General features: G+C 52.8%; 16 protein-coding genes. 7 read left to right on the plus strand and 9 right to left on the minus strand.

All coding sequences use genetic code 11. From position 1 onward, the window contains the following. Window positions 1-2: 2 nt before the first annotated feature. The 3 genes from AACY98_RS06990 to AACY98_RS07000 all read right to left on the minus strand — a co-directional run bounded on the left by AACY98_RS06990 (window position 3) and on the right by AACY98_RS07000 (window position 2,899). Window positions 3-1,370, minus strand: a complete 1,368-nt coding sequence (locus AACY98_RS06990) for a metallophosphoesterase family protein (protein WP_339803322.1) — start codon at window positions 1,368-1,370, stop codon at window positions 3-5. A gap of 134 nt (window positions 1,371-1,504) precedes the next feature. Then, window positions 1,505-1,849: a GlpM family protein gene (locus AACY98_RS06995; RefSeq protein WP_339803325.1), complete on the minus strand. Its 345-nt coding sequence runs from the start codon at window positions 1,847-1,849 to the stop codon at window positions 1,505-1,507. Window positions 1,850-1,852: 3 nt separating this feature from the next. Beyond that, entirely contained in the window at window positions 1,853-2,899 is a 1,047-nt protein-coding gene (locus AACY98_RS07000; RefSeq protein ID WP_339803327.1) for a CDP-6-deoxy-delta-3,4-glucoseen reductase, read from the minus strand. Window positions 2,900-3,070: 171 nt separating this feature from the next. Between AACY98_RS07000 and AACY98_RS07005 the strand changes: the two genes are divergently transcribed. After that, a complete protein-coding gene (locus AACY98_RS07005) occupies window positions 3,071-3,997 on the plus strand; it encodes an NAD-dependent epimerase/dehydratase family protein (protein WP_339803330.1) in 927 nt (308 codons plus the stop codon). Window positions 3,998-4,057: 60 nt separating this feature from the next. Here AACY98_RS07005 and AACY98_RS07010 read toward each other — a convergent pair whose 3' ends face one another. Together AACY98_RS07010 and AACY98_RS07015 are read right to left on the minus strand one after the other, a co-directional pair. Next, window positions 4,058-5,035 (minus strand): ABC transporter substrate-binding protein, encoded by a 978-nt coding sequence (locus tag AACY98_RS07010; RefSeq protein WP_126977076.1) that lies wholly within the window; start codon window positions 5,033-5,035, stop codon window positions 4,058-4,060. A gap of 106 nt (window positions 5,036-5,141) precedes the next feature. Then, window positions 5,142-6,110 carry an ABC transporter substrate-binding protein gene (locus AACY98_RS07015; RefSeq protein ID WP_339803947.1) on the minus strand — a complete coding sequence of 323 codons (969 nt, stop codon included), beginning with the start codon at window positions 6,108-6,110 and terminating at the stop codon, window positions 5,142-5,144. A gap of 285 nt (window positions 6,111-6,395) precedes the next feature. Between AACY98_RS07015 and tadA the strand changes: the two genes are divergently transcribed. The 3 genes from tadA (at window position 6,396) to AACY98_RS07030 (ending at window position 11,293) form a co-directional block, all read left to right on the plus strand. Continuing rightward, window positions 6,396-7,505 (plus strand): tRNA adenosine(34) deaminase TadA, encoded by a 1,110-nt coding sequence (tadA, locus tag AACY98_RS07020; RefSeq protein WP_339803333.1) that lies wholly within the window; start codon window positions 6,396-6,398, stop codon window positions 7,503-7,505. A gap of 399 nt (window positions 7,506-7,904) precedes the next feature. Beyond that, window positions 7,905-8,924, plus strand: a complete 1,020-nt coding sequence (locus AACY98_RS07025) for an LD-carboxypeptidase (RefSeq protein WP_339803335.1) — start codon at window positions 7,905-7,907, stop codon at window positions 8,922-8,924. Between the two features lie 68 nt (window positions 8,925-8,992). After that, window positions 8,993-11,293: an NADP-dependent malic enzyme gene (locus AACY98_RS07030; protein ID WP_126977084.1), complete on the plus strand. Its 2,301-nt coding sequence runs from the start codon at window positions 8,993-8,995 to the stop codon at window positions 11,291-11,293. 62 nt (window positions 11,294-11,355) lie between these two features. Here the strand turns inward: AACY98_RS07030 and AACY98_RS07035 are convergent, their stop codons facing one another. From AACY98_RS07035 to AACY98_RS07045, 3 genes are all read right to left on the minus strand, one after another. After that, complete coding sequence (locus AACY98_RS07035; RefSeq protein WP_339803338.1) at window positions 11,356-11,649, minus strand: putative quinol monooxygenase; 294 nt, start codon at window positions 11,647-11,649, stop codon at window positions 11,356-11,358. 155 nt (window positions 11,650-11,804) lie between these two features. Next, window positions 11,805-13,112 carry a Glu/Leu/Phe/Val family dehydrogenase gene (locus AACY98_RS07040; RefSeq protein ID WP_339803340.1) on the minus strand — a complete coding sequence of 436 codons (1,308 nt, stop codon included), beginning with the start codon at window positions 13,110-13,112 and terminating at the stop codon, window positions 11,805-11,807. Between the two features lie 376 nt (window positions 13,113-13,488). Continuing rightward, a complete protein-coding gene (locus AACY98_RS07045) occupies window positions 13,489-14,196 on the minus strand; it encodes an HAD family hydrolase (protein ID WP_339803343.1) in 708 nt (235 codons plus the stop codon). A gap of 103 nt (window positions 14,197-14,299) precedes the next feature. Between AACY98_RS07045 and hemH the strand changes: the two genes are divergently transcribed. Continuing rightward, on the plus strand, window positions 14,300-15,328 hold the full coding sequence (gene hemH / locus AACY98_RS07050; protein WP_339803345.1) for a ferrochelatase: 1,029 nt from the start codon (window positions 14,300-14,302) through the stop codon (window positions 15,326-15,328). A gap of 9 nt (window positions 15,329-15,337) precedes the next feature. Next, window positions 15,338-15,760, plus strand: coding sequence for an RNA-binding S4 domain-containing protein (locus AACY98_RS07055; protein ID WP_126977092.1), 423 nt, complete (start codon window positions 15,338-15,340; stop codon window positions 15,758-15,760). 70 nt (window positions 15,761-15,830) lie between these two features. Here AACY98_RS07055 and pbpG read toward each other — a convergent pair whose 3' ends face one another. Then, a complete protein-coding gene (gene pbpG / locus AACY98_RS07060) occupies window positions 15,831-17,105 on the minus strand; it encodes a D-alanyl-D-alanine endopeptidase (RefSeq protein WP_339803349.1) in 1,275 nt (424 codons plus the stop codon). 454 nt (window positions 17,106-17,559) lie between these two features. Here pbpG and AACY98_RS07065 point away from each other — a divergent pair, with 454 nt between their 5' ends. Continuing rightward, window positions 17,560-21,447, plus strand: coding sequence for an autotransporter domain-containing protein (locus AACY98_RS07065; RefSeq protein WP_339803352.1), 3,888 nt, complete (start codon window positions 17,560-17,562; stop codon window positions 21,445-21,447). The last annotated feature ends 668 nt before the right edge of the window (window positions 21,448-22,115 follow it).

Consider the following 22,115-nt stretch of genomic DNA (forward strand, 5'->3'; position numbering starts at 1 on the left):
TTCTATTTCACAAATTCACTTGTCGCATCATGCACATTAACAAGCAGGTTATCATCATTTATAGTATATACAGGGTATACAGCGCTCAAGAATAATCCGTTTATTTTACCCTGTACCCCCCCAGCAATCCAGATATTCTTAGGTGGATCATAATTTCTGATCTCGTTATTTTTCCAGCTTTCGTCCTTTCGCGTTACGTGAGCGTGACCATAGAAAATACCCTTTACCTTATAGCCCTGAAGCGCGGCCAAATAGGTCTGTCGTTCTTCTAAGGACCAGTACCGATTTGGATTTTCTGAGTCAGGTAATTCAAAGCCATAATGATGGAAGAGAAACACAGGCGATGATTTGTCCTCGATGGTCGATAATTTTTTTTTGAGAAATGTCAGCGCGTTGCTGCCGTTTCGCTCTCGTATTTGACCGTCATCATCGCCATACCCATATCCTGTTGTTGGCAACAAGTTGAGCATGAAAAAATAGACTTTCGTTTCCCTCAGCTTTGTGCGAATCATGTAATGTAGTCCGTTAGCGCTATCACATGGGTCTGTGTCGTAAATCTCTATGTTTTCTTTGAGAATGTTTTTACGAATTGTGTTTCTATCACGGATTAGCTGAGCTATGTCACAAGAATGTCCGCCACTGTAAATCATGTCATGGTTTCCAAACCCGTCGCACAAAAGAGGCTGATTGGGCAGATCTTCTTTGCAGGGCCACAGATATCCGTACATCTCGTCATAATTATTGGACGTAGTATTAACCAGATCGCCCGGTAGAAATATAAAATCATAGGTGTGATAATCCGGCGTACGCAGCATCGCATCGCGTATTTGATAGCTATGGATGGACTGGCTATCCTCTCTATCCGCCTGAATGTGAACATCTGACAGAACAAAGAATTTAATTGCATTTATTTCCCGTTTCTTTGTCGGTCGTATATAGATGTTCAGTGTCCCCCGAAACTCCGTGTCTTTATCTTCATAGCTCTCATTGCTTGGATGTAGTGGGCGAAGATTCTCGTCGTTCTTAAACTCGCCCTTGTATTTGTACCAGTTGTTGACAACCGTGATACACATACCGCCAACTTTGGCACCTATCTCATAGAAACAATCATCCTCGTGCGCTTTCTTTTGGTCAAAAGTGATCTCTTTCGAATCTGATCCAACAGTGATGAAAAGACTATATCCTCCTCCTGATCGCAATAAAAGACGCGCCAAGTGATAGGTTCCATCTGCAATGGAAACACCTTGATCCCCATCGAATTGTGTATGTGGATCAAACTTACCGGACCAGTCGCTGTCATGATTGTTATTTGCCTTGACATGAATGGCGCTGCCAGTAAAGTTGTATACGCGTGCATAGGATGCTTCCATGTCTCTTTCCCCCTTTTCAGTGTATTTGGATATTTGCTAACGTCCGCTTCTGGCACTGAGCGGACTATCAGATCAAGTATGAGTCAGTATAAATTAAACGATAGTGCGCGGGAATTCAGGGTAAATATGGTTCGTCAGGCAGAATAAAGCCGGGTCCATACCAGCAGAATGATCGCCGCAAAAACAATCCATACGCCGATGGCACCGATGAGTGTGACAGCCAGGCTGTAGCGCAGGCTCAGTACATAAACGGCACCCAGGTAGGCCGCGTAAGGAATCAGTGACCACAGACCAAACAGTGCGGTGAGGCGCAGTTGTTCCATGCTTCTTTCTGTGCCGACAATGTAATGGGCAATCAATGCAAATGTGGGAAACAGTGGCACCAACCCTGCAATGAAAAAGACTTTTGTTCTGGACAGCAGGGCGATGATCAGTACGGTGACCGCACCGATCAGGCACTTGATGAATAGCGCAGCCACTTTTTATTTGACCGTTTGCTGGTGGTCTGCCGCGCTGGTGAATGCATCGGCATAAAACTCATTTTCGGGCAGGCCGCATTGGGCGCTAAAGTCGCGCTGGGCTGATTCAACCATCACAGGGGCGCCACAGGCATAGACCTGGTAAGCCGACAGGTCGGGGAAGTCTGCCATGACGGCCTGGTGTACATACCCGGTTCTGCCTGACCACTGGTCTTGCGGCAATGCATCGGAGATGACGGGGATGAATGACAGGTTGGGCATGAGCGCCATTTGTTGTTCCAGCCATTCAAGCATATAGAGGTCTTTGGGGCGTCTGCCGCCCCAGTACAGGTGGGCCGGGCGTGATATGTTCTGGTGCTGCATGTGTTCGAGAATGGCTTTGATGGGCGCAAAGCCTGTGCCTGAGACCAGAAAGATGATGGGCTTGTCGGAGTCTTCACGCAGGAAGAATGTACCGAAGGGGCCTTCAATGCGCAATATGTCGCGCTCTTTCATGCCGTCAAACACATGCGTTGTGAACAGGCCACCGGCCATCAGGCGGATATGCAGTTCAATCCCGACGCCGTTGGGGACTTGTGTGTACGGTGCATTGGCCATTGAATAGCTGCGGCGGTTGCCGTCTTTGAGGATGAATTCAATATACTGGCCTGCATGGTATTGCAGTGTATCGTTGGCCGGTAACTGCAGGTGCACGATCATGACGTCATCTCTGCAGCGTTCCATGCGCGTGACCCGGCACGGCAGTTTACGGATGTCGAATGTGTCTGCTGACGATACGATATTGGCGTGCAGCACCAGGTCTGTTGCCGGTTTGGCGCAGCAGGTCAGAATGAGTCCGGCGTCCAGCTCAGCCTGGCTCAGCACATTTTCCTGATAAGGGGTTTGGTTGACTTTTCCGCTGGTCATCTGGCACTTGCATGAACTGCAGGCACCGGATTTGCATCCATAAGGCAGACCAACCTGTGCGCGAATGGCTGCTTCCAGTACGGTCTCATCAGGTTCTACAGAAAACGTACGACCGCTTGGCTCTACCGTGACCTGGAACGACATAATGACCTTTCCTTATTGAATAGATAGTTATGGGGAAAATGGATATGATGGCTTATATTTTCTCTCAAATTAATCAAAGCAGGGAAATAAGGGGTGTTGTTTGCCGAGGGAATGCCGCTTTTCTTTTATTTTGGCAGTCCGGTGTGTGTTTTCAGAGTTGATGGCGGTGTAATGCAGAGTTTGCTGATTGTGGGTTGTGGTGATATCGGGCTGCGCGTGGTGCGGCAGTTGAAACCGCATATACGTGTTGTGGCGCTGACCTCATCTCCTGAACGTGTGCCTGAGCTCAGGGCGTGCGGTGTGACGCCGATGGTTGGAAACCTGGATGACATGAGCAGCCTGCAAAGGCTGGGCGGGCTTTGCTCGCATGTGTTGTATCTGGCGCCGCCGCTTCAGGAAATGCGCACGGATGCCCAGCAGGCGCCGTTACTGGGCAGGGCAGATGTCGATTCACGTTGCCTGCACCTGTGTGCCACGTTGCTGAAACATAAGCGGGCGCAACGGCTGGTGTATATCAGCACCACCGGGGTGTATGCCAGTGGTGGGCAGCGATGGATGGATGAGACCACGCCGGTGAATCCGGTGACTTCAAGGGCGCATAAGCGTATTGCCGCTGAGATGACCATGCGCCATTTCGGACGGGTAGGCGGGACGACAGTTTCTATCCTGCGCGTGCCAGGTATTTATGCGCTGGACCGCCAGGGCGGCAATCCGGCACAGCGCTTGCAACAGGGTATGCAGGTGCTAGCGCGCGAGGATGATGTTTACACCCAGCATATTCAGGCTGATGATCTGGCGCGCATCTGTATTGCAGCGCTGTTTCACGGAAAGCCGCAGCGTGTGGTGAATGCGGTGGATGACAGTGACATGCGTATGGGTGATTATTTTGATCTGGCAGCAGACCTAGCCGGTATGCCGCGGCCTGAGCGTCTGACCCGGCAAGACGCTGCCCGGGTGATGTCGCCGTTGCTCTATTCCTTTATGAGTGAATCCCGGCGTATCCGTAATCAGCGCTTGAAGCGGGAGTTAGGTGTTCGCCTCACATACCCGACCGTGCGCGAAGGGTTGGCAGGGCTTGCAAAAAAAGCCTCTGAATGACCAGAGGCTTTAGGATCAGGATGCGTTAACACGCCCTGGTTGCATGATGAATAGTGCCGCTTACTGGTTTACGATTTCATCGGCAGCGTCCAGCAGTTCCTGCGACAGGGTGACACCTTGGCGTTGCGCTGCGGCCGGGTTGACGTAGAGCTGGATTTTGTCGCTGATCTGCGGTTTGATATCGCCGGGTTTTTCACCGTTGAGAATACGCAGCACAATGCGGCCGGTCTGGCGGCCCAGTTCCTTGTAGTCAACGCCCAGTCCGGCAACGGCGCCACGGGCCACAATGGTGGCGTCTGAGGCGATGAGCGGAATCTTGGCATCCTGCCCGACTTTGGCCAGTGCTTCATAGGCCGATACCACGTTGTTGTCGGTATTGGTGTAGATCACATCCACCTTGCCGGCCAGAGAGCGGGCAGCAGAGCCAACATCCACCGAGCGCGGCGCGGCCGCCGTGACCAGTGTCATACCTCTTTGCGCCAGCAGTTCCTGCAGGCTTTTGACCACGGCCACCGAGTTAGCTTCGGCCGGGTTGTAAACCATGCCCACGCGTTTGGCATCGGGTACGATGCGCAAAATCAGGTCAATCTGGGGCCCCAGTTCAACCACATCGGAAAGCCCGGTCACATTGGTGCCGGTAGCTTCCCAACTGCTGGTGAGTTTGGCGGCAACCGGGTCGGTAACGGCTGAGAACACCACCGGAATGGTTTTGGTGCCAGCCACCACTGTTTGCGCCGAAGGGGTGGAGATAGCGACAATCACATCGGGCTTGTCACCAATGAACTTGCGGGCAATCTGGGCGGCAATGCTGGTATTGCCCTGGGCGCTCTGGTATTGCCAGCGCAGGTTTTTGCCGTCTTCGTAGCCGGCTTCTGTGAGCACTTCACGCACACCGTCCCGAATGGCATCGAGCGCCGGGTGTTCAACAATGGCCGTGACAGCAACAGATTTTTGTTGCGCCCAGGCGCTCGGGCTGATCAGCGCCAGCGCTGCAAACCCTGCCAGCAGCAGGCGTGCAGGGAGTTTGAATCTCAACATAGTGGCATTCCTTTATAAACGCTCATATTTTTCAAAATGCATACATGGCACCCGGCAGTGATGTTTTCTAAACAAAGCTGCCGGAGTGCAGAACCGGTGCACAGCTTCATTGACGGATGATTTCAGTGGCGTCTTTGAGCAGGTCTTCCGAAAGCGTAACACCCTGTTTCTGGGCTGCATCGGGGTTCAGATGCAACTGGATCTTGTCGCTGGTCTGCGGCTTGATGTCGCCGGGTTTTTCACCGTTGAGAATACGCAGCACAACGCGACCGGTCTGGCGCCCCAGTTCCTTATAGTCAACGCCCAAGGCTGCAACGGCACCGCGCTGCACGCTGGGGGTGTCCGATGCGATGACCGGGATCTTGGCATCCTGCCCGACTTTGACCAGCGCTTCATAGGCCGATACCACGTTGTTGTCGGTATTGGAGTAAAAAACATCCACTTTGCCGACCAGAGAGCGGGCGGCAGAGCCAACGTCCACCGAGCGCGGTGCGGCTGCCGTGACCAGTGTCATGCCTCTTTGCGCCAGCAGTTCCTGCAGGCTTTTGACTACGGCGACCGAATTGGCCTCGGCCGGGTTGTAGACCATGCCCACGCGTTTGGCATTGGGTACGATGCGCAAGATCAGGTCAATCTGCGGGCCCAGTTCCAGCACGTCGGATACGCCTGTGACATTGGTGCCACTGGCTTCCCAACTGGTGGTGAGTTTGGCGGCAACCGGGTCGGTAACCGCAGAGAATACCACCGGAATGGTTTTGGTGCCGGCCACTACCGTTTGCGCCGAAGGGGTGGAAACGGCAACAATCACATCGGGCTTGTCACCAATGAACTTGCGGGCAATCTGGGCGGCAATGCTGGTATTGCCCTGGGCGCTCTGGTATTGCCAGCGCAGGTTTTTGCCGTCTTCGTAGCCGGCTTCTGTAAGCACTTCACGCACACCGTCCCGAATGGCATCCAATGCCGGGTGTTCAACAATGGCTGTGACAGCAACAGATTTTTGCTGCGCCATGGCTGGTGTGCCTGCCATGGCCAGTACGGCAAAGCCTGCTGCCAGCAAATACGTGTGAAGTTTCATTCTCAACATGTTGGCGTTCCTTTTTTTGACCTGATTAGAAGTGCTGTAAAGATTTATTGGGGTAGAGCCAGTAAACTTAAGATCGCTGTAAACAATTTGCAATATTACCTTGTTTGTAAAATCTGCGTGTGACTTTTAGCGGTTTGATGGCAGCGCATGGCTGTGGGCAGATTGGGTAAAATGGGCCCAGGTTTTTGGTCTGGTTTATGAAAACATCGGTTCAGAGAATATATATTCAGACCCATGCCAATACCTGCACAACGCTTCTGACTGCCTGCCTTATTTATGACAACTGAGACCGATCATATTGCTGATGAGCACTGGATGCAACTGGCATTGGCGCAGGCGCAGTTGGCGCGCACCTCTGGGGAGGTTCCTGTAGGCGCTGTGGTGGTGCGTGATGGGCAGTGCATTGCCGCGGGGCATAATGCGCCCATTTCGCATAGCGATCCGACCGCACACGCTGAAATCAATGCACTGCGCCAGGCGGCCCAGACGCTGGAAAACTACCGCTTGCAGGGCTGTACGCTGTATGTCACGCTGGAGCCCTGTGCCATGTGTGCCATGGCGATGCTGCATGCCCGTGTGGACCGTGTTGTTTTTGGCGCCTACGATCCGAAGACCGGTGCGGCAGGTTCGGTGGTGAATCTGTTTGCCTCGCGGCAGTTGAATCACCATACGCAGATCACAGGCGGTGTGCTGGAGTCTGAATGCAGTGATGTATTGAAACAGTTTTTCCAGGAAAAGAGACAGGTTTCAACCATACCGTTGCGGGATGACGCATTGCGCACACCTGCGCAACAGTTTTCCGGCTTTCGGCTGGATGAGGCCAATTGGATTTCTGATTTGCCGGCGCTGAACGGGTTGCGGCTGCACTACCATCATGGTCTGCCCCAGACAGCGGATGCGAAGGGGACACTGCTATGTGTTCATGATGAACGGGGGAGTTCTGAGCAATATGCAGAACTGCTGTCGCAGATGCCTGAAGGGTGGGCCGTGCTGGTACCCGACCTGATCGGGTTCGGGCGCAGCGATAAGCCTAAGAAAACGCAGTGGCATACCCCTGAATGCCATGCAAGGGTTTTAATACAGTTGTTACAGGCAACCGGTCCGCATGGTGGAGTCCGTATTGTGCTTCCATCCACCTTGAGCGGGTTACTGCCTGTATTGCAGCAGCAGGAAGCACATTTGATTTCCACCGCAGATATCATTTCACGGCTGCCGCCATTGGCTGAAGGTGTTGAACGTGCGCCATTTCCGGATGACGGGCATCGGGCAGGTGTACGGGCACTGCATCTGTGGCGTTCCCGAGACGATTTTGCGTCGCACACTTTCCCGCTGAACTTCTATGATGATTTGCATATCTGGCTGCGGCAGTTTGAGCACAGGCCATAGCCAGAACAGGCGTGGCTCAAACAGGAAAGACGATGAAGCAGGTAGTCCGGGAGCCTGAACTCTGTTGCCGGGTTGAAAAATGCCGGGCTGTTTTTTTGTCATCCGGCGGAGTTTTCATTGACGGTGCGGCGCTGAGCTGAGCTAAGTCATTCGCTTGTCTTTGTGGAATATCTGCTATGAGGGCGATATGGCCTTTGCAAAAGCGAAGAAACCACAAAGGTACCAAGCAGTATCATCTGGACTCCGCAGCCTGTTTTCAATTTACGCCGTATCAGCAGGCTGTCGGTGAATTTTTGCAGAGCAAAAATCCTTTCTGAAAGTATTTATCATTCTGCCCAATGCAGCATATTAAGCTGTGAAGCGCTAGAATAGCAGACCTGCCTGAATCCGATTGTTCAAATGAAAATCACCATTTTTTCCCCTTCAGGTGTGATTCTGGAGGGAAAGCGTCTGCGGTTAGCAGTGAAACGACTCCAGCAGTTGGGTGTTGAGGTGTCTGTGGACAGTGCTGCCAAGTTGCGCACGCAGCGTTTTGCCGGTTCAGATCAGGCGCGTCTAGAGGCGATTATGCGTGTGGCGCAGGATGACTCCGATGTGGCGCTGGCTTCGCGTGGTGGCTACGGGCTGACCCGGTTGCTGGATGTGATTGACTGGAAGCGGATTGCCCAAAGTGTGGAGCAGGGCAAGCACTGGGTCGGGCACAGCGATTTCACGGTTTTTCAACTGGCGTTACTGGCGCATACAGGTGCCTGTAGCTGGGCCGGCCCGATGGCGCTAGCTGATTTTGGCCAGGCCGATGGCTCTGAGCCGGATGAAATTACCAGCGCCTGTTTCATGGAGGCCGTGTCCGGCGAACTGGAAGCAGTGGGTTTTCGCACTGAAAAAGGCTTTGACGGCCTGAGCGCACATGGTGTTCTGTGGGGCGGTAATCTGTCCATGGTGTGCAGCCTGCTGGCAACCCGGCACTGGCCGCAGATTGAAGGCGGTATTTTATTCCTTGAAGATGTCAACGAACGCCCATACCGTGTTGAGCGGATGCTGCTGCAACTGCATCAGGCCGGTGTGCTGAGCCGGCAGAAAGCAATTTTGTTGGGAGATTTCGGCAAATGGGAGCCTACCAGCATAGATAAAGGCTATCGTTTGACACATGCCGTTCAATACCTGCGCACCATTTGCGATACGCCCATTTTGACCGGGCTGCCTTTTGGCCACATTACGACCAAGCTGACTTTACCGGTAGGCAAACCTGTTGAACTGGCGGTTGACCGGCGCGAAGTATTTTTGCATTGGGGGCATCAGCATACCGATGCCCATGGGCACGGACAGGAACAGGCTGAACCGGTTGACCCCAGAGCGCTGGAGGACGAAGAAACCGGTGGCTGCTGTGGCGGCCATTGCACGCACCATTTATTGAGGTAGGCTTGTATGCCTTTGGGACATGCCTATCTGAGAAAAGAATTTTTTAACTTGAGTGAGATGTAACTTAAATGAGTAAATCCAAACCATTGACTGAAGCCGAAAGTGCCTTGCGCACAGCCGCCCTTGAGTACCATAGCTTGCCCACCAAGGGCAAGATCAGTATCAAGCCGACCAAGCCGCTGTCCAACCAGCGCGACTTGTCTTTGGCGTATTCTCCCGGCGTGGCGTATGCCTGCCTGGATATTTATGAGGACCCGTCCAAAGCGGCTGATTACACGTCGCGCGCTAACCTGGTGGGGGTGATCACCAATGGTACCGCTGTGCTGGGGTTGGGCAATATCGGCCCGCTGGCCGGCAAACCGGTTATGGAGGGCAAGGCCTGCCTGTTCAAGAAATTTGCCGGGGTCGATGTTTTTGACATTGAGCTCAATGAGAATGACCCGGATAAGCTGGTTGAAATCATTGCCGCGCTGGAGCCCACGCTGGGCGGGATCAATCTGGAAGACATCAAGGCCCCGGAATGTTTTTATGTGGAGCAAAAGCTTTCAGAGCGGCTCAATATTCCTGTATTCCATGACGACCAGCACGGTACAGCGATTATTTCCTCCGCCGCGTTGATCAACGGGCTGGAACTGGTGGGCAAAAAAATCGACCAGATCAAACTGGCGGTGTCCGGTGCCGGTGCGGCTGCCATTGCTTGTCTGACACTGATGATGTCTCTGGGCGTTAAGCGGGAAAACATCACCGTATGTGATTCCAAGGGTGTGATTTACGAAGGCCGCCCGGGTAATCTGGACAAGTCCAAACAGGTGTTTGCGCAAAAGACCGAGGCGCGTACGCTGGCTGACGCGGTGAACGGGGCCGATGTGTTCCTGGGCTGCTCCGCAGCAGATGTGCTGACGGGCGAAATGGTCAAAACCATGGCAGACCACCCGATCATTCTGGCTTTGGCTAACCCGAACCCCGAGATTCGTCCGGAAATTGCCAAAGAGGCTCGGCCCGACTGCATCATTGCCACTGGCCGTTCTGATTTCCCCAACCAGGTGAATAACGTCCTGTGCTTCCCGTATATTTTCCGCGGTGCACTGGATGCCGGCGCAACCCGGATTACCGAAGAGATGAAAATCGCAACCGTGCGGGAAATTGCCGCACTGGCCAAAGAGGATGTCAGCGATGAAGTCGCCAGCGCCTACTCGGGCCGTGAACTGTCGTTCGGGCCGGAATACATCATTCCGACGCCGTTTGATATGCGGCTGATTCTGCGCATAGCCCCGGCTGTAGCCAAAGCCGCCGAGGAGTCAGGCGTTGCGACGCGGCCGATCCAGGATCTGGATGCATACCGCCACTCGCTGGAGCGTTTTGTGCTGCGTACCAGCATGTTCATGCGCCCGGTGTTTCAGGCGGCAAAAAGCGATCCCAAGCGTATTGTGTACGCGGAAGGGGAAGACGAGCGTGTGCTGCGTGCGGTGCAGGCCTGTGTCGATGAGAAAATGGTCAAACCCATTGTCATCGGGCGGCCTTCGGTGATTGAAATGCGCATCCAGCGTGCGGGGCTGCATATCCAGCCTGGGCGTGATCTGGAGATTGTGGACCCGGAATACGACAGCCGCTACCGCCAGTACTGGGAGGCTTATCACAAGATCATGGCACGTAACGGCGTAACGCCCGATATGGCCAAAGCGACCATGCGCCGCTCAAATACCACCATTGCGGCGATGATGGTGCGCCAGGGTGAGGCAGACGGTATGCTGTGCGGTCTGGTAGGGCGCTTTGAAAGCCACCTGGAACATGTGCAGGAGATTTTCGGGCGTAAAAACCATGACGCACCGCTGGCAACCATGCATGCCATCATGCTGGAAGGCAATACGCTGTTTGTGGCAGATACATCAGTGAATCTGGACCCGACCGCCGAAGAGCTGGCCGCGATTGCCGAGGTGGCTGCGGAAGAGATCAAGCGCTTTGGATTGCCGCCGCAGGTTGCATTCCTGTCGCACTCGATGTTTGGCGGGCGTAAGAACCCGGCTGCGCGCAAAATGCGTGCGGCGCGCGATCTGTTCCTGCTGCGCTGCCCCGATATTCCTGCCGATGGCGAAATGCATGGCGATGCGGCATTGAGCCAGACCATCCGTTCACACTTCATGCCAGATTCCACCTTGAAGGGTGCGGCCAATCTGCTGATTGCGCCGAACCTGGATGCGGCCAGCATTTTGTTCAATGTGCTGAAGATCACCGGTGGTCAGGGTGTGACTGTGGGGCCGATGTTGCTGGGCTGCGGTGCGCCGGCGCATATCCTGTCGCCGGGCTCTACCGCACGGCGTATCATCAACATGACGTCGCTGGTGGTGGCGCAGGCCAAAGGCGTATCCTGATTGGCTGTTGATGTAACGGACTGATAGAAAAATTCCCTGCTTTGGCAGGGAATTTTTTATGCTCAGATGATTTTTTGCATCAACTCAATCGACAGCGCATCGACCTTGTCTTTGATAAAGGCCTCAAACGCTTTGAAGTGCGGGGTTTGGCCATGTGTATCGACAGCCTTTTGCGATTCCCAGATTTCAATGAATGTCAGTTTATTGGCATCGGTGGTGCTTTGGTGCAGGTTGTACTGAATGTTGCCGGCTTCCTCGCGGCTTTTTTCAATCAGCCCCTTGAGGAATTGCAGCACTTCCTGCTTGCATTCGGGTTTAACGGACAGAGCGGCAACAATGATGATTTGATTGGTCATGAAGGGTTCCTTTTTTGCCGGTATGAAGATATGGCGCTGGCCTGTCCGCTTGGTGCAGGAAAGGCCAACGCCGCATATCCAGATGGATGTTCAACTGTCTATGATAAACCAACATAAAAGACACATCCAGTCGTTTCCGCTTATGAAACTGTTTTTTAAGGATACAGGCCGCGCATAGAGCGGGCTTCCAGAATGCGGTTGCACGCCACAATGTAGGCTGCGGTGCGCAGGGAGACATGGCGGTCTACCGACATCTGCCATACCGCGGCAAAGGCGTCACGCATGATGCGGGACAACCGTTCATTGATTTCATCTTCGGTCCAGAAAAAGCTGGAAAAGTCCTGCACCCATTCAAAATAGCTGACGGTAACCCCGCCGGCATTGGCGACCACGTCAGGAACAACGGTCACACCCTTGTCACGCAAAATATCGTCGGCTGCCGGGTTGGTCGGGCCGTTGGCGCCTTCAACAATCAGCTTGGCACGGATTTTGGCTGCGTTGGCAGATGTGATCTGGTTTTCCAGTGCGGCCGGTACCAGGATATCCACATCGGCCTGCCAGAACTCTTCGGGTTTCATGGTTTCTGCATTTTTAAATCCGCCAACGCCGCCGGTTTTTTCAACATGCAGGCGCAGCTTTTCAACGTCCAGACCGGATGCGTTGTAAATGGTGCCACTGGCATCCTGCACCGCAACGATGCGCGCGCCGGCTTTGCTGAAAAGCTGTGCTGCCACGCTGCCCACGTTACCGAAGCCCTGCACGGCAATCCGGCTGTTTTCAAGCGACATGCCCAAACGGCGAATGGCTTCAACCGCCACCACAAACACGCCGCGCCCGGTGGCTTCTACGCGCCCCAGCGAGCCGCCCAGAACAATCGGTTTGCCGGTGACAACGCCTGTTGTTGTGGAGCCGGTGTTGACAGAGTAAGTGTCCATCATCCAGGCCATGATGCGGGCGTCGGTATTGACGTCCGGCGCGGGAATGTCTTTGTTGGGGCCGATCAGAATGCCGATTTCGCTGGTATAGCGTCGGGTCAGGCGTTGCAGTTCTCCGGCAGAGAGTTTTTTCGGGTCAATGCGCACACCGCCTTTGGCGCCGCCAAAAGGAACATTGACCGCAGCGTTTTTAATGGTCATCCAGGCTGCCAGGGCCATGACTTCGGAGAGCGTGACATCCTGGTGGAAGCGTACACCGCCTTTGCCCGGCCCACGGCTGGTATTGTGCTGGACACGGTATCCTTCAAAGTGGGCAATGGTGCCATTGTCCAGCTCAATGGGTACATCCACAATCAGTGCGCGCTTGGGGCGTTTCAGCGCCTCTATCCAGAAAGCAAGCTCTCCCATGTAGGGCGTTACCCGGTCAATCTGCTCCAGGTAGATCTGCCAGGGCCCCAGATTGTCCGCCGGCAGGTAAGAAGGGACGTCAGTGCGTTTGGTATTGGTTTTATCGTTGCTTTTAGTCATGATAATGATGGTGTGAGTTGATGATCGATGACAGTCTTTTGAATTGTCAGCTTCGGCAATGAAAAATCGACAGAAACCGTTGTCATTCAAATGTGCTCAGACGGTTTCATGAACCGCGCCATCCAGGTGCGTATTGCCCGCCGCACATGGTGAAGTAAAACACTTTAGCCGCTGTGAAAAAAGCCTGTTTCAAGCAGTGGCTATCTCGGCAATGAATGTGGAAGCATTATTTTCTTTTAGAGAAAAAATGTGTCATGGAGTTCATGTTGCGTGAGGTGCTTTGAACACGCGCAGCACGGGCAGAATAAATAAGTCAATAAATAAGGCCTGCATGCAGCAGGCCTGGGTGTCACGTTTTTATTTGAGAGGTGTTTTATCAGCAGCCTAGTGCATCGCACAATTGCAGCAAGTCTGTGACGGTATACTGCGGCTGAACGTCCTGGCTGCCAGTGTTCTGCTGTGCCGGGCCGCGTACCACCCATGCGGTCTGCATGCCGGCCTGAAGGGCTCCGCTCACATCAAGCTGAAGGTCATCTCCCACATGCAAAATATCAGCAGCATTTTGTCCGCTGACCCTGGCGGCCTCGTGGAAAATGCGTTTGTCCGGCTTGCTCACGCCGAAGTTCTGCGCACTGACGGCGGCCTGAAAATAATGTTTCAGCCCCATGCGTTGCAGGTCGGAATTGCCATTGGAAAGGGCAATCAGCGGGTAACGGGCGCTTAAGCGCCTCAGTGCCGGCAGCGCATCGTCAAACAGGTCAACCTGTTGCCGCGCTTCAAAAAAAACGGAAAATCCTTCTTCCGTCAGCGATTCATCATCACCTGCCTGGCGCAGCGCCAGGCGGATAGCCTCGCGCCGGTAGGCGCTCAAATCATGTTTCCATTGCGGATGCGCTGTTTCCACCTGTTGGCGCAGGGCGCGCAGTCCTTCCAGCGAAGTAGTGGCAGCAGTAGCTGGGGCGCGCTGGCTCATCCAGTTATACAAATGCTGCTCTGCGCGCTGGATGGTGGGCCAGATGGGCCATAGCGTATCATCCAGATCAAGGGTAATGGCTTTAACGGTGGTAGGTGTCATCTTGCCCATGAGGATAATGCTTTTTATTTTACAATTGGCGCTGTATCTGTAAAACCCCTGTATTGAACTTGGCCCTGTCATGAGTAACCCTTTCAAAAATTCTAAAAATGGTATGCACTCTGCGCAACCCGGTATCGGGGTTTTGCTGGTCAATCTGGGAACGCCCGACGAGCCGACGGCTGGCGCAGTGCGCCGTTATCTGGCTGAATTCCTGAGCGATAAACGCGTGGTTGAATTACCGGGCTGGTTGTGGAAGCCTGTGTTACACGGCATTGTGCTGCGCACACGCCCGGCGCAATCGGCCGCCAAATATGCATCCATCTGGATGGAGCAGGGCTCTCCTTTGCTGGTACATGTGGCAGCACAAACGGCTGCGGTGCAACAGCAGTTGCAGGCGCAAGAACCAGAACGCTTTGTGGTCCGTTATGCCATGCGTTATGGCAATCCGGCAATTGGCAACGTGCTGAATGATTTTGTCCGTGAGGGCATCTCGCGTATTCTGGTGTTGCCGCTGTACCCGCAATATTCGGGAACCAGTACCGCCAGCGTGCTGGATGCTGTGTATGGCTGGGGTTTACAGCAGCGCCACATTCCTGAAATGCGTTTTGTGAACGATTACCACGATGATGCCGGTTATATTCAAGCGCTTAAACACCAGATCGAAACGCACTGGCAACAGCATGGGCGCAGCCAGCATTTGCTGATGAGTTTTCATGGTGTGCCGCAAAAAGTGATTGATGCCGGTGACCCTTACCAGCAGCAGTGCCTGGCGACAGCCGCGCAACTGACCGCAGCGCTGGGGTTGACGCCTGAGCAGTACAGCGTTTCATTTCAAAGCCGGTTTGGCAAAGCGCAATGGATAGAGCCTGCCACAGAGCCCACTTTATGCAAACTGGCCCGGCAGGGCGTGCAGTCGGTTGACGTGGCTTGCCCCGGTTTTACTGCCGATTGTCTTGAAACGCTGGAAGAGATCAATATGGAGTGCCGGCAGGCATTTCTTGACAACGGCGGCGTTTCGTTTCAATATATTCCCTGTCTGAATGCACAACCAACTTGGGTGGATGCACTGGTTGATCTGGTGCGGTCACATACCCAGGGGTGGGGGCAGTGCGAAACACAAACTCAGAGTTCACCAAGCTAAGGAGTATATTTGAGTCAGAACCCTGAAAAAATCCGTCTGGACAAATGGTTGTGGGCGGCCCGTTTTTATAAAACACGCTCACTGGCAGCCGAAGAAATCGGGCGCAACCGGGTTCAGGTGAATGAGCAGGCGGCCAAACCTGCGCGTGAAGTCAAGGTTGGAGACAAAATCCAACTGCGCCAGGGGGCTGGGCTGAACCTGACCCAGACGACGGTCATTGTCAAAATACTGAGCCCGGTGCGCGGACCTGCACCCGTGGCCCGTACTTTGTACGAGGAAACGCCCGAAAGCATCCAGGCGCGCGAAGCGCACCGTGAGAAACGGCGCATCATGAATGAGCCGGCAACCAGCATTGAAGATGGCCGCCCGACAAAGCGTGACCGGCGAAAACTGTCACAGTGGGAGCGCTGGAGTGCGTCGCTGGACGATTAAGGCATGGGTGTAGAAAAAGCATGAGGCCTGTGAAAGGCCTCATGCCATGTACCTCTGCAACGTATCTGTGTTACAGGTTTGAATTGTTGCGGCGCGATGCAACCGTGCTCTGGCGTGCCTGTGCAGTAACCCAGTTACGCATTTTTTCGGCATCATTGATGCGCCCGGTGCTGCCGCTGGAATCCAAGAACACCATGATCAGGCGGCGATTGGATATGGTGGCCTGCATGACCAGGCAATGGCCAGCCTCTCTGATATAGCCGGTTTTCTGCACGCCGATCTGCCAGTTGGCATTGTGTGTGAGCCGGTTGGAGTTGATGTAATTGACCTGGCGCTTGCCAATGGAGATCTGATAGCCTGAAGATGTGCTCAACTGGCGGATCATGTCGTAATCGTATGCCGCCTTGACCAGCCATACCAGATCGCGTGCGCTTGAGCGGTTCTGGCTGCTGAGCCCGGTCGGTTCAATGTAACGAGTTTGTGACATGCCCAAGGCTTGGGCCTTGTTGTTCATGGCCCTGACAAATGCTGTGGTTCCACCGGGGTAGCGGCGTGCCAGGGCATGTGCGGCGCGGTTTTCCGAGGACATCAGGGCCAGATGCAGCAACTCACGCCGCGTCAACCGGGCACCTACCGACAAACGGGAAGATGAATTCTTGAGCGTATCCACATCGGCTTGGGTGATCGTGATCATTTCGCCCATAGGCTGCTTGGCATCCAGCACAACCATGGCCGTCATCAGTTTGGTGATGGAGGCAATCGGCACCACATTCTGTGGGTTCTTGCTGTACAAAACCTCGCGTGTATCCTGATCGACAATCAGTGCAATGCTGGCTTCTACATCAAATGGCAGCCCGCTGGAACGTATGCTGTGCGCATCCAGTGCGGCTACAGGTGTTTTGGCAGGCGAAGACAAATACGTACCCAGTGCAGCAGCGCTGTTTCGCTGTGTCTGGGTTGATGTGGCAATGGCAGGCACTGTGCTGACCGCTACTTTAGAAGGCGTGGTCTGCAAGCTTTGCACCAGGGCGCCTAACTGATCATGGTTGTTGGCTGGCGCAGACGAAGAGGGCGTTAAAGAAAGGCTGGCTTCCAGCACGGGCACATTGGCTCTGGCATCTGACGCGCTGGCGGTCGGTGTCTGTACAGCGACTTTGGAAGGTGTTGACGAACTGTTGTTATTTGGCCGAGCGGCAGCGGTTTGTGTGCTTGCAGGTGCTGAAACCGCTACTTTCGATGGCGTTGAATGTCTGGTCTGTGCGTATGCCGGTACTGCAAATATACTGCTGCTTAAAAATGCAGCAAAAACCCATGCCTGGGCAAATGCTTTTGGCCTGCTTTTCATGACGTTCTCCCACACTCGCGAACCTATGCTGCCAGTATATGAAAAAATAAAAAACCATGCAATATCAAATTATTAGGCACTTTATCTAAAGTGTTATATGGCTAATGCCGCGCAACCACTTCAAAATAGGCTTTATTTCATCTGTATTTAGCAAATATCATGCCTGCATGTGCAGGCAGTTGTAACGCTCTCATTTATAAAAAAAGCAGGCCATATCATGCCAATGGAACAGGGTTTTGTGTTAACTCATTAGCATAATATTTCACAAAATATTGTTTAAAAACAAATGTTAACGTATGCAAAAATTATAATTGGTAGCTTTGGTGACTATTGCCTGGGTACTTGTGCCTATACGCCATGTTGCCATTAAAAGCATTGCAGATATCAGCTTTGAATTAAGCTTTTAGACATGCATTAAAAACTGAAATAAATTCAACTGAGCGGGTACAACTAAATGGGCAAAAACTGTAAAAATGCAGGGTATAAAAAAACGGCGCTTACAAAAAATACGCTCAAAATAAAAAGAAAAGCCGCCAGACATACTCGTGCATATCATCCTTTACTCAAAACCACGGTACTGGTTTCCCTTGGCCTTACCGCCGCACAGTCCTGGGCGCTGACACATTCTCTGGCAGACGGAGACAACATCTACTCGCTTGCAACGTCATTGAACAGTGGCGATGAAATTAATTTTTCGGGCAATGCCGTCATGTTTGGCTCGGGCTCTTCAGTTAGCATGACTTTGCCGGACTCGCTCACGATGAGTGGCGCAGCCGGTGGTACAACCATCACCATGAATAATGGGGCTGGCAGCTATGGTCGCTTTGCCCTCAGTACCAGCAGCACCAACAAAACATTTTCCATTTCTAACGTTACCTTTACCGGTGGTTATGTGAGCGGGTCCGGCGCTGTGTTCGGGTTGACCGGGGGCTCGTCAAAAATCACCATTGCTGGAAACGGTGTGGCATTCACAAGTAACATTGCCACCAACCAGGGCGGCGCTATTTATGCCAACAATACCGGGGGCATCGAGTTCAGTGGAGAAGTGACATTCAGCAACAATTACGCACAAAATACTTCCAGTGCAGGGGGCGCCATTTATTCTGCCTCTAATGTCATTTTTTCTGATGCCTCTGCGACAGCAACGTTTACAGGAAATTACAGCAAGGGCTCCGGCGGTGCCATTTGGACCGATGGCAGTGTGACCGTTGCAGGAAATGCCGAATTTCAAAACAACCAGACCAGCTATCAGCAAAGCTATGGTTATGGTGGCGCCATTCGTACAAAAAGCGGCTTTTATGCAACCAACATCAATGGAAGCATCAACTTTGCAAACAACAGCGCTTATTCGGGTGGTGGTGCTCTTGACTCCAATAGCAATGTCAGTTTTGCAGGGAATGCTTCCTTCATCAATAACCGGACAACCACCGGCGTTGGCGGTGCCATACGCATAGACTCGGCGGCTGCAACCAGCAACGTTACATTCACCAACCCCAATGGCATCATCCAGTTTGAGCAGAACTATGCAGCCACCTATGGCGGTGGTATTTATGCCTATACAGTCACGGGTGCTGGCCATATGTTTTTGAATCAAAATATTGCAGGCCAGTCTGGAGGCGCAATTTACGCACTTGCCAGTACATCCTTGGGCAGCACGGGTACACAGCTTGAGATCACAGGCAATAAGGCAGGCTTTAATAATACGGGAACATCTGTTGTAACCACCTCGGGTTATGGCGGCGCAGTCTTTAGTGCAGGGATAATCCGCCTAGCCAGTAATGCGGGTGATATTTCCAGCAATATCGCCAGTGGCTATGGCGGTGCGCTTTACGCGCAGGGCCAGACTGAATTGGCAGGCCAGATGTCGTTTGCTGATAATTTGGCGCTCTATTACGATGGGGGGGCAGTTTATGCCCAGCAGGCACTGCAGATTGAAGCCACAGGCAGTTCAGGCATCAGTTTTGTGTCGAACATGGTGGCTCAAAATGGCGGCGCTATTTTTCTGCAAGGCAGCGGCACTGCAGCGCAAAACACATCGACATTACAAGCAAACAGCGGCAATATTATTTTTTCAGGAAATAAAAGCCAGGCCACACGCGTGGGCCTTACGCTGACAGGGGGTGTGGCTAACGCAATCCACCTGAACAACGCAAGTGCAAACTCGACGTTAAACCTGCTGGCGCAAAGCAACCAGTACATTGCCTTTCTGGACCCGATCACCAGCACAGCAGCCAATGGCAATGTCGCCATTAACATCAATAGCAATGATGGCGGGGTTTCAACCACTGGCGGGCGGGTCATATTTTCCGGTGAAAATTTTGCCGCGGGCAGCGTTGACGTGCAATCCAACGTGTATGCCAACACCACTGTTTATGGCGGTACATTTGAAGTTAAAGACAATGCACAGTATGGTGCAAGCACGGCAGACAACACATCATTCACTGTAAAGCAAGGGGGGCAGCTACTCAGCACGGCCAGCAGCAGTGTTGTTGACAACATCGTCCGCGCGCAGGATATCGGGTTTGACCATGGCGCCAGCATCACAGCGAATGGCAGCGGCACACTAACCCTGGATGCGCAAGCCGTCACACTTGGCAGCAGTGCGTCAGATGCGGTGAACGTCAATGTCAACAACAGCGATGTATTCATTTTAGATGCCACTTTGTCCGGTGCAGGCGGAATTGCCAAACAAGGCAGCGGTACACTGGTACTCAACACCGTCAATACCAACACGGGTTTAAACACCATCAATCATGGCACGCTGCTGTTGGGAGAAAGCTCCGCGCATACGACAGCACAGCTTTCCGGCGACATACAGGTTAACAATGGCGGTGTGCTCAGTGGTTTTGGGGCGGCCACAGGGGTTGTCCATGTCGGCAATGGCGGCACGATCGCGCCAGGCAATGCCGCTGGCGTGCAAACAGGAACGCTTTACCTTGGGCAGGCCATATTGGGTGCTGGCTCCACCTTTCAGTATGAAGCACTGCCCGATGGTTCGGTCGACCTGCTGGTTGTCGATTCCACACTGGGCACCGGTGACGGCACAGTCACCATCAATTCTGGCGCCAGGCTTGACGTACAGGGTGGCCCCGGCACATGGAAAGCTGACCGTGAATACACATTGATCACCGCAGATGGAGGTGTCAGCGGCACTTTCACCGAAGTGGACAAGCACCTGGCATTTCTTGATCATGAGGTTTTATATAACCCCGACAGTGTGCAGCTCGTATTCACACGCAACAGCACCCGTTTTGACAATGTGGGGCTGACCTACAACCAGCGTAACACCGGCACAGGGATTGAAAGTCTGGGAGCTGGAAACCTTGTATACGATGCCATTGTCAGCATGACTGCCCAGCAGGCCAGGGATTCATTTGACAACCTCAGTGGTGAAATTCATGGCAGCGTTAAAAGTGCAGCACTTCATAACAGCCGCTATGTACGCAATGCGGTGAGCCAACACCTCTCAGGAAATCAGGGTGCTGCACAGCCTGATCCCGATGCGCACCGGAACTTGTGGGTCAGTACGTGGGCGCATGATGGAAACCTGAAAAACGATGGCAATGCGACACGGCTGGATAACAAAGGCTGGGGCGTCCTCGTTGGATATGACGCTTATGAAAATAACGGCACTGTCGCGGGTGTTGCGCTGGGTTACGAGCAAACCAAGCTGGATGCTGCGTCAACCCGTTTGTCCAGTGCTGATGTTGATGCGGTCCACATGATGGTATACGGGCGAAGCAGTTTAGGCCCGGTTGATCTTAAAGGTGGTGCTGGCTACAGTTGGCTCGATGTTGATACCCAGCGCCATGTCACCGTACCTACACTGGTGTCTAACAACGAAGCCAGTTACAAAGGCGGCTTGCTCCAGATGTTCGTAGAGGGCAGCCACATCTTCACACTGACAGAACAGGCAAGCCTGACACCGTATGCTTCACTGGCCTACCAGCGCGTTAAAACCCGCAGCTTCACAGAAAAAGCAGACACTGTTCCCGGCGTTTACACCCAACTGCACAACAACAGCACCAGCGACGGTCTGGCAACCAGCACACTGGGAGTAAGAGGTAACTGGCAACTGAGCGAAACAGGTACCAATCTTTATGCGGACCTTGGCTGGCAACACCAGTTTGGCAGCACTGCTCCCGAAGTCAGCCTGAATTTTGCAGGAGGCACACGCTTTAATGTCAGGGGTACAGAAGTCAACCGCAACGCTGTGCAAATTGGCATTGGTGCCAACATCATATTGCAGCCCAATATGCAACTCAGTGTCGGCTACGAAGGACTGTTTGGCAACCAGAGCCGTGACCATGCAGCCAAGCTGTTGTGGGAAATAAAGTTTTAGGACTGTACCTCTGGTCACAGAGGAGATGACATAGCGCTTGAACTTACGCGAGCACCACCCGCAGAAAAATAATTATTTTTAAAGCGGATTTTGTCATGGCCTGAAATGGTTTGATATGCTGCTTTGACAGAGAGCGCATCCTGGCTATAACGTGTGTTGATGCACCTTTCAGCGTGGCAACAAAGGTACATGTACTTTGTCTTTGTATATGCCGGAGTGCGCCATTGACCGTCCAAATACATCCGGTCTCAAAAGATCGCTTTAAAGAATCCATCCTTCTAAGAATATGCTCAGACAGTCCTGAAAACGTGTTCTGTTCAACGCTGTCAGTTGAAGGTGCTGATGTGGATGAAACATCTTTATTCGATAAATTTATCAATGCATTCCAGTGATGAAGTATTTGTTGACACCAGTTGAAACTCATTATTTAGTACTCTAATAAACTTTAGGTTCACTAGGTATTTCAACATAACTACAACATCATTTAGGAATACGGGCGGACAAATTCATGTGATAAATCTTTAAAAAATATTGCGCAATTGCATTGTGTTATTGTAGGATTAACGGGCTCAAAATAAAAACTAAAGGTTAAGACAATAATGAATGACAAGCGCAGTGCGCTGCTTGGCATAGGCCAAGTATTGGCGTGGACAATCGCAATTTTCACT

It is taken from the genome of Saezia sanguinis, from assembly GCF_963921665.1.
GTDB classification, from domain to species: domain Bacteria; phylum Pseudomonadota; class Gammaproteobacteria; order Burkholderiales; family Burkholderiaceae_C; genus Saezia; species Saezia sanguinis.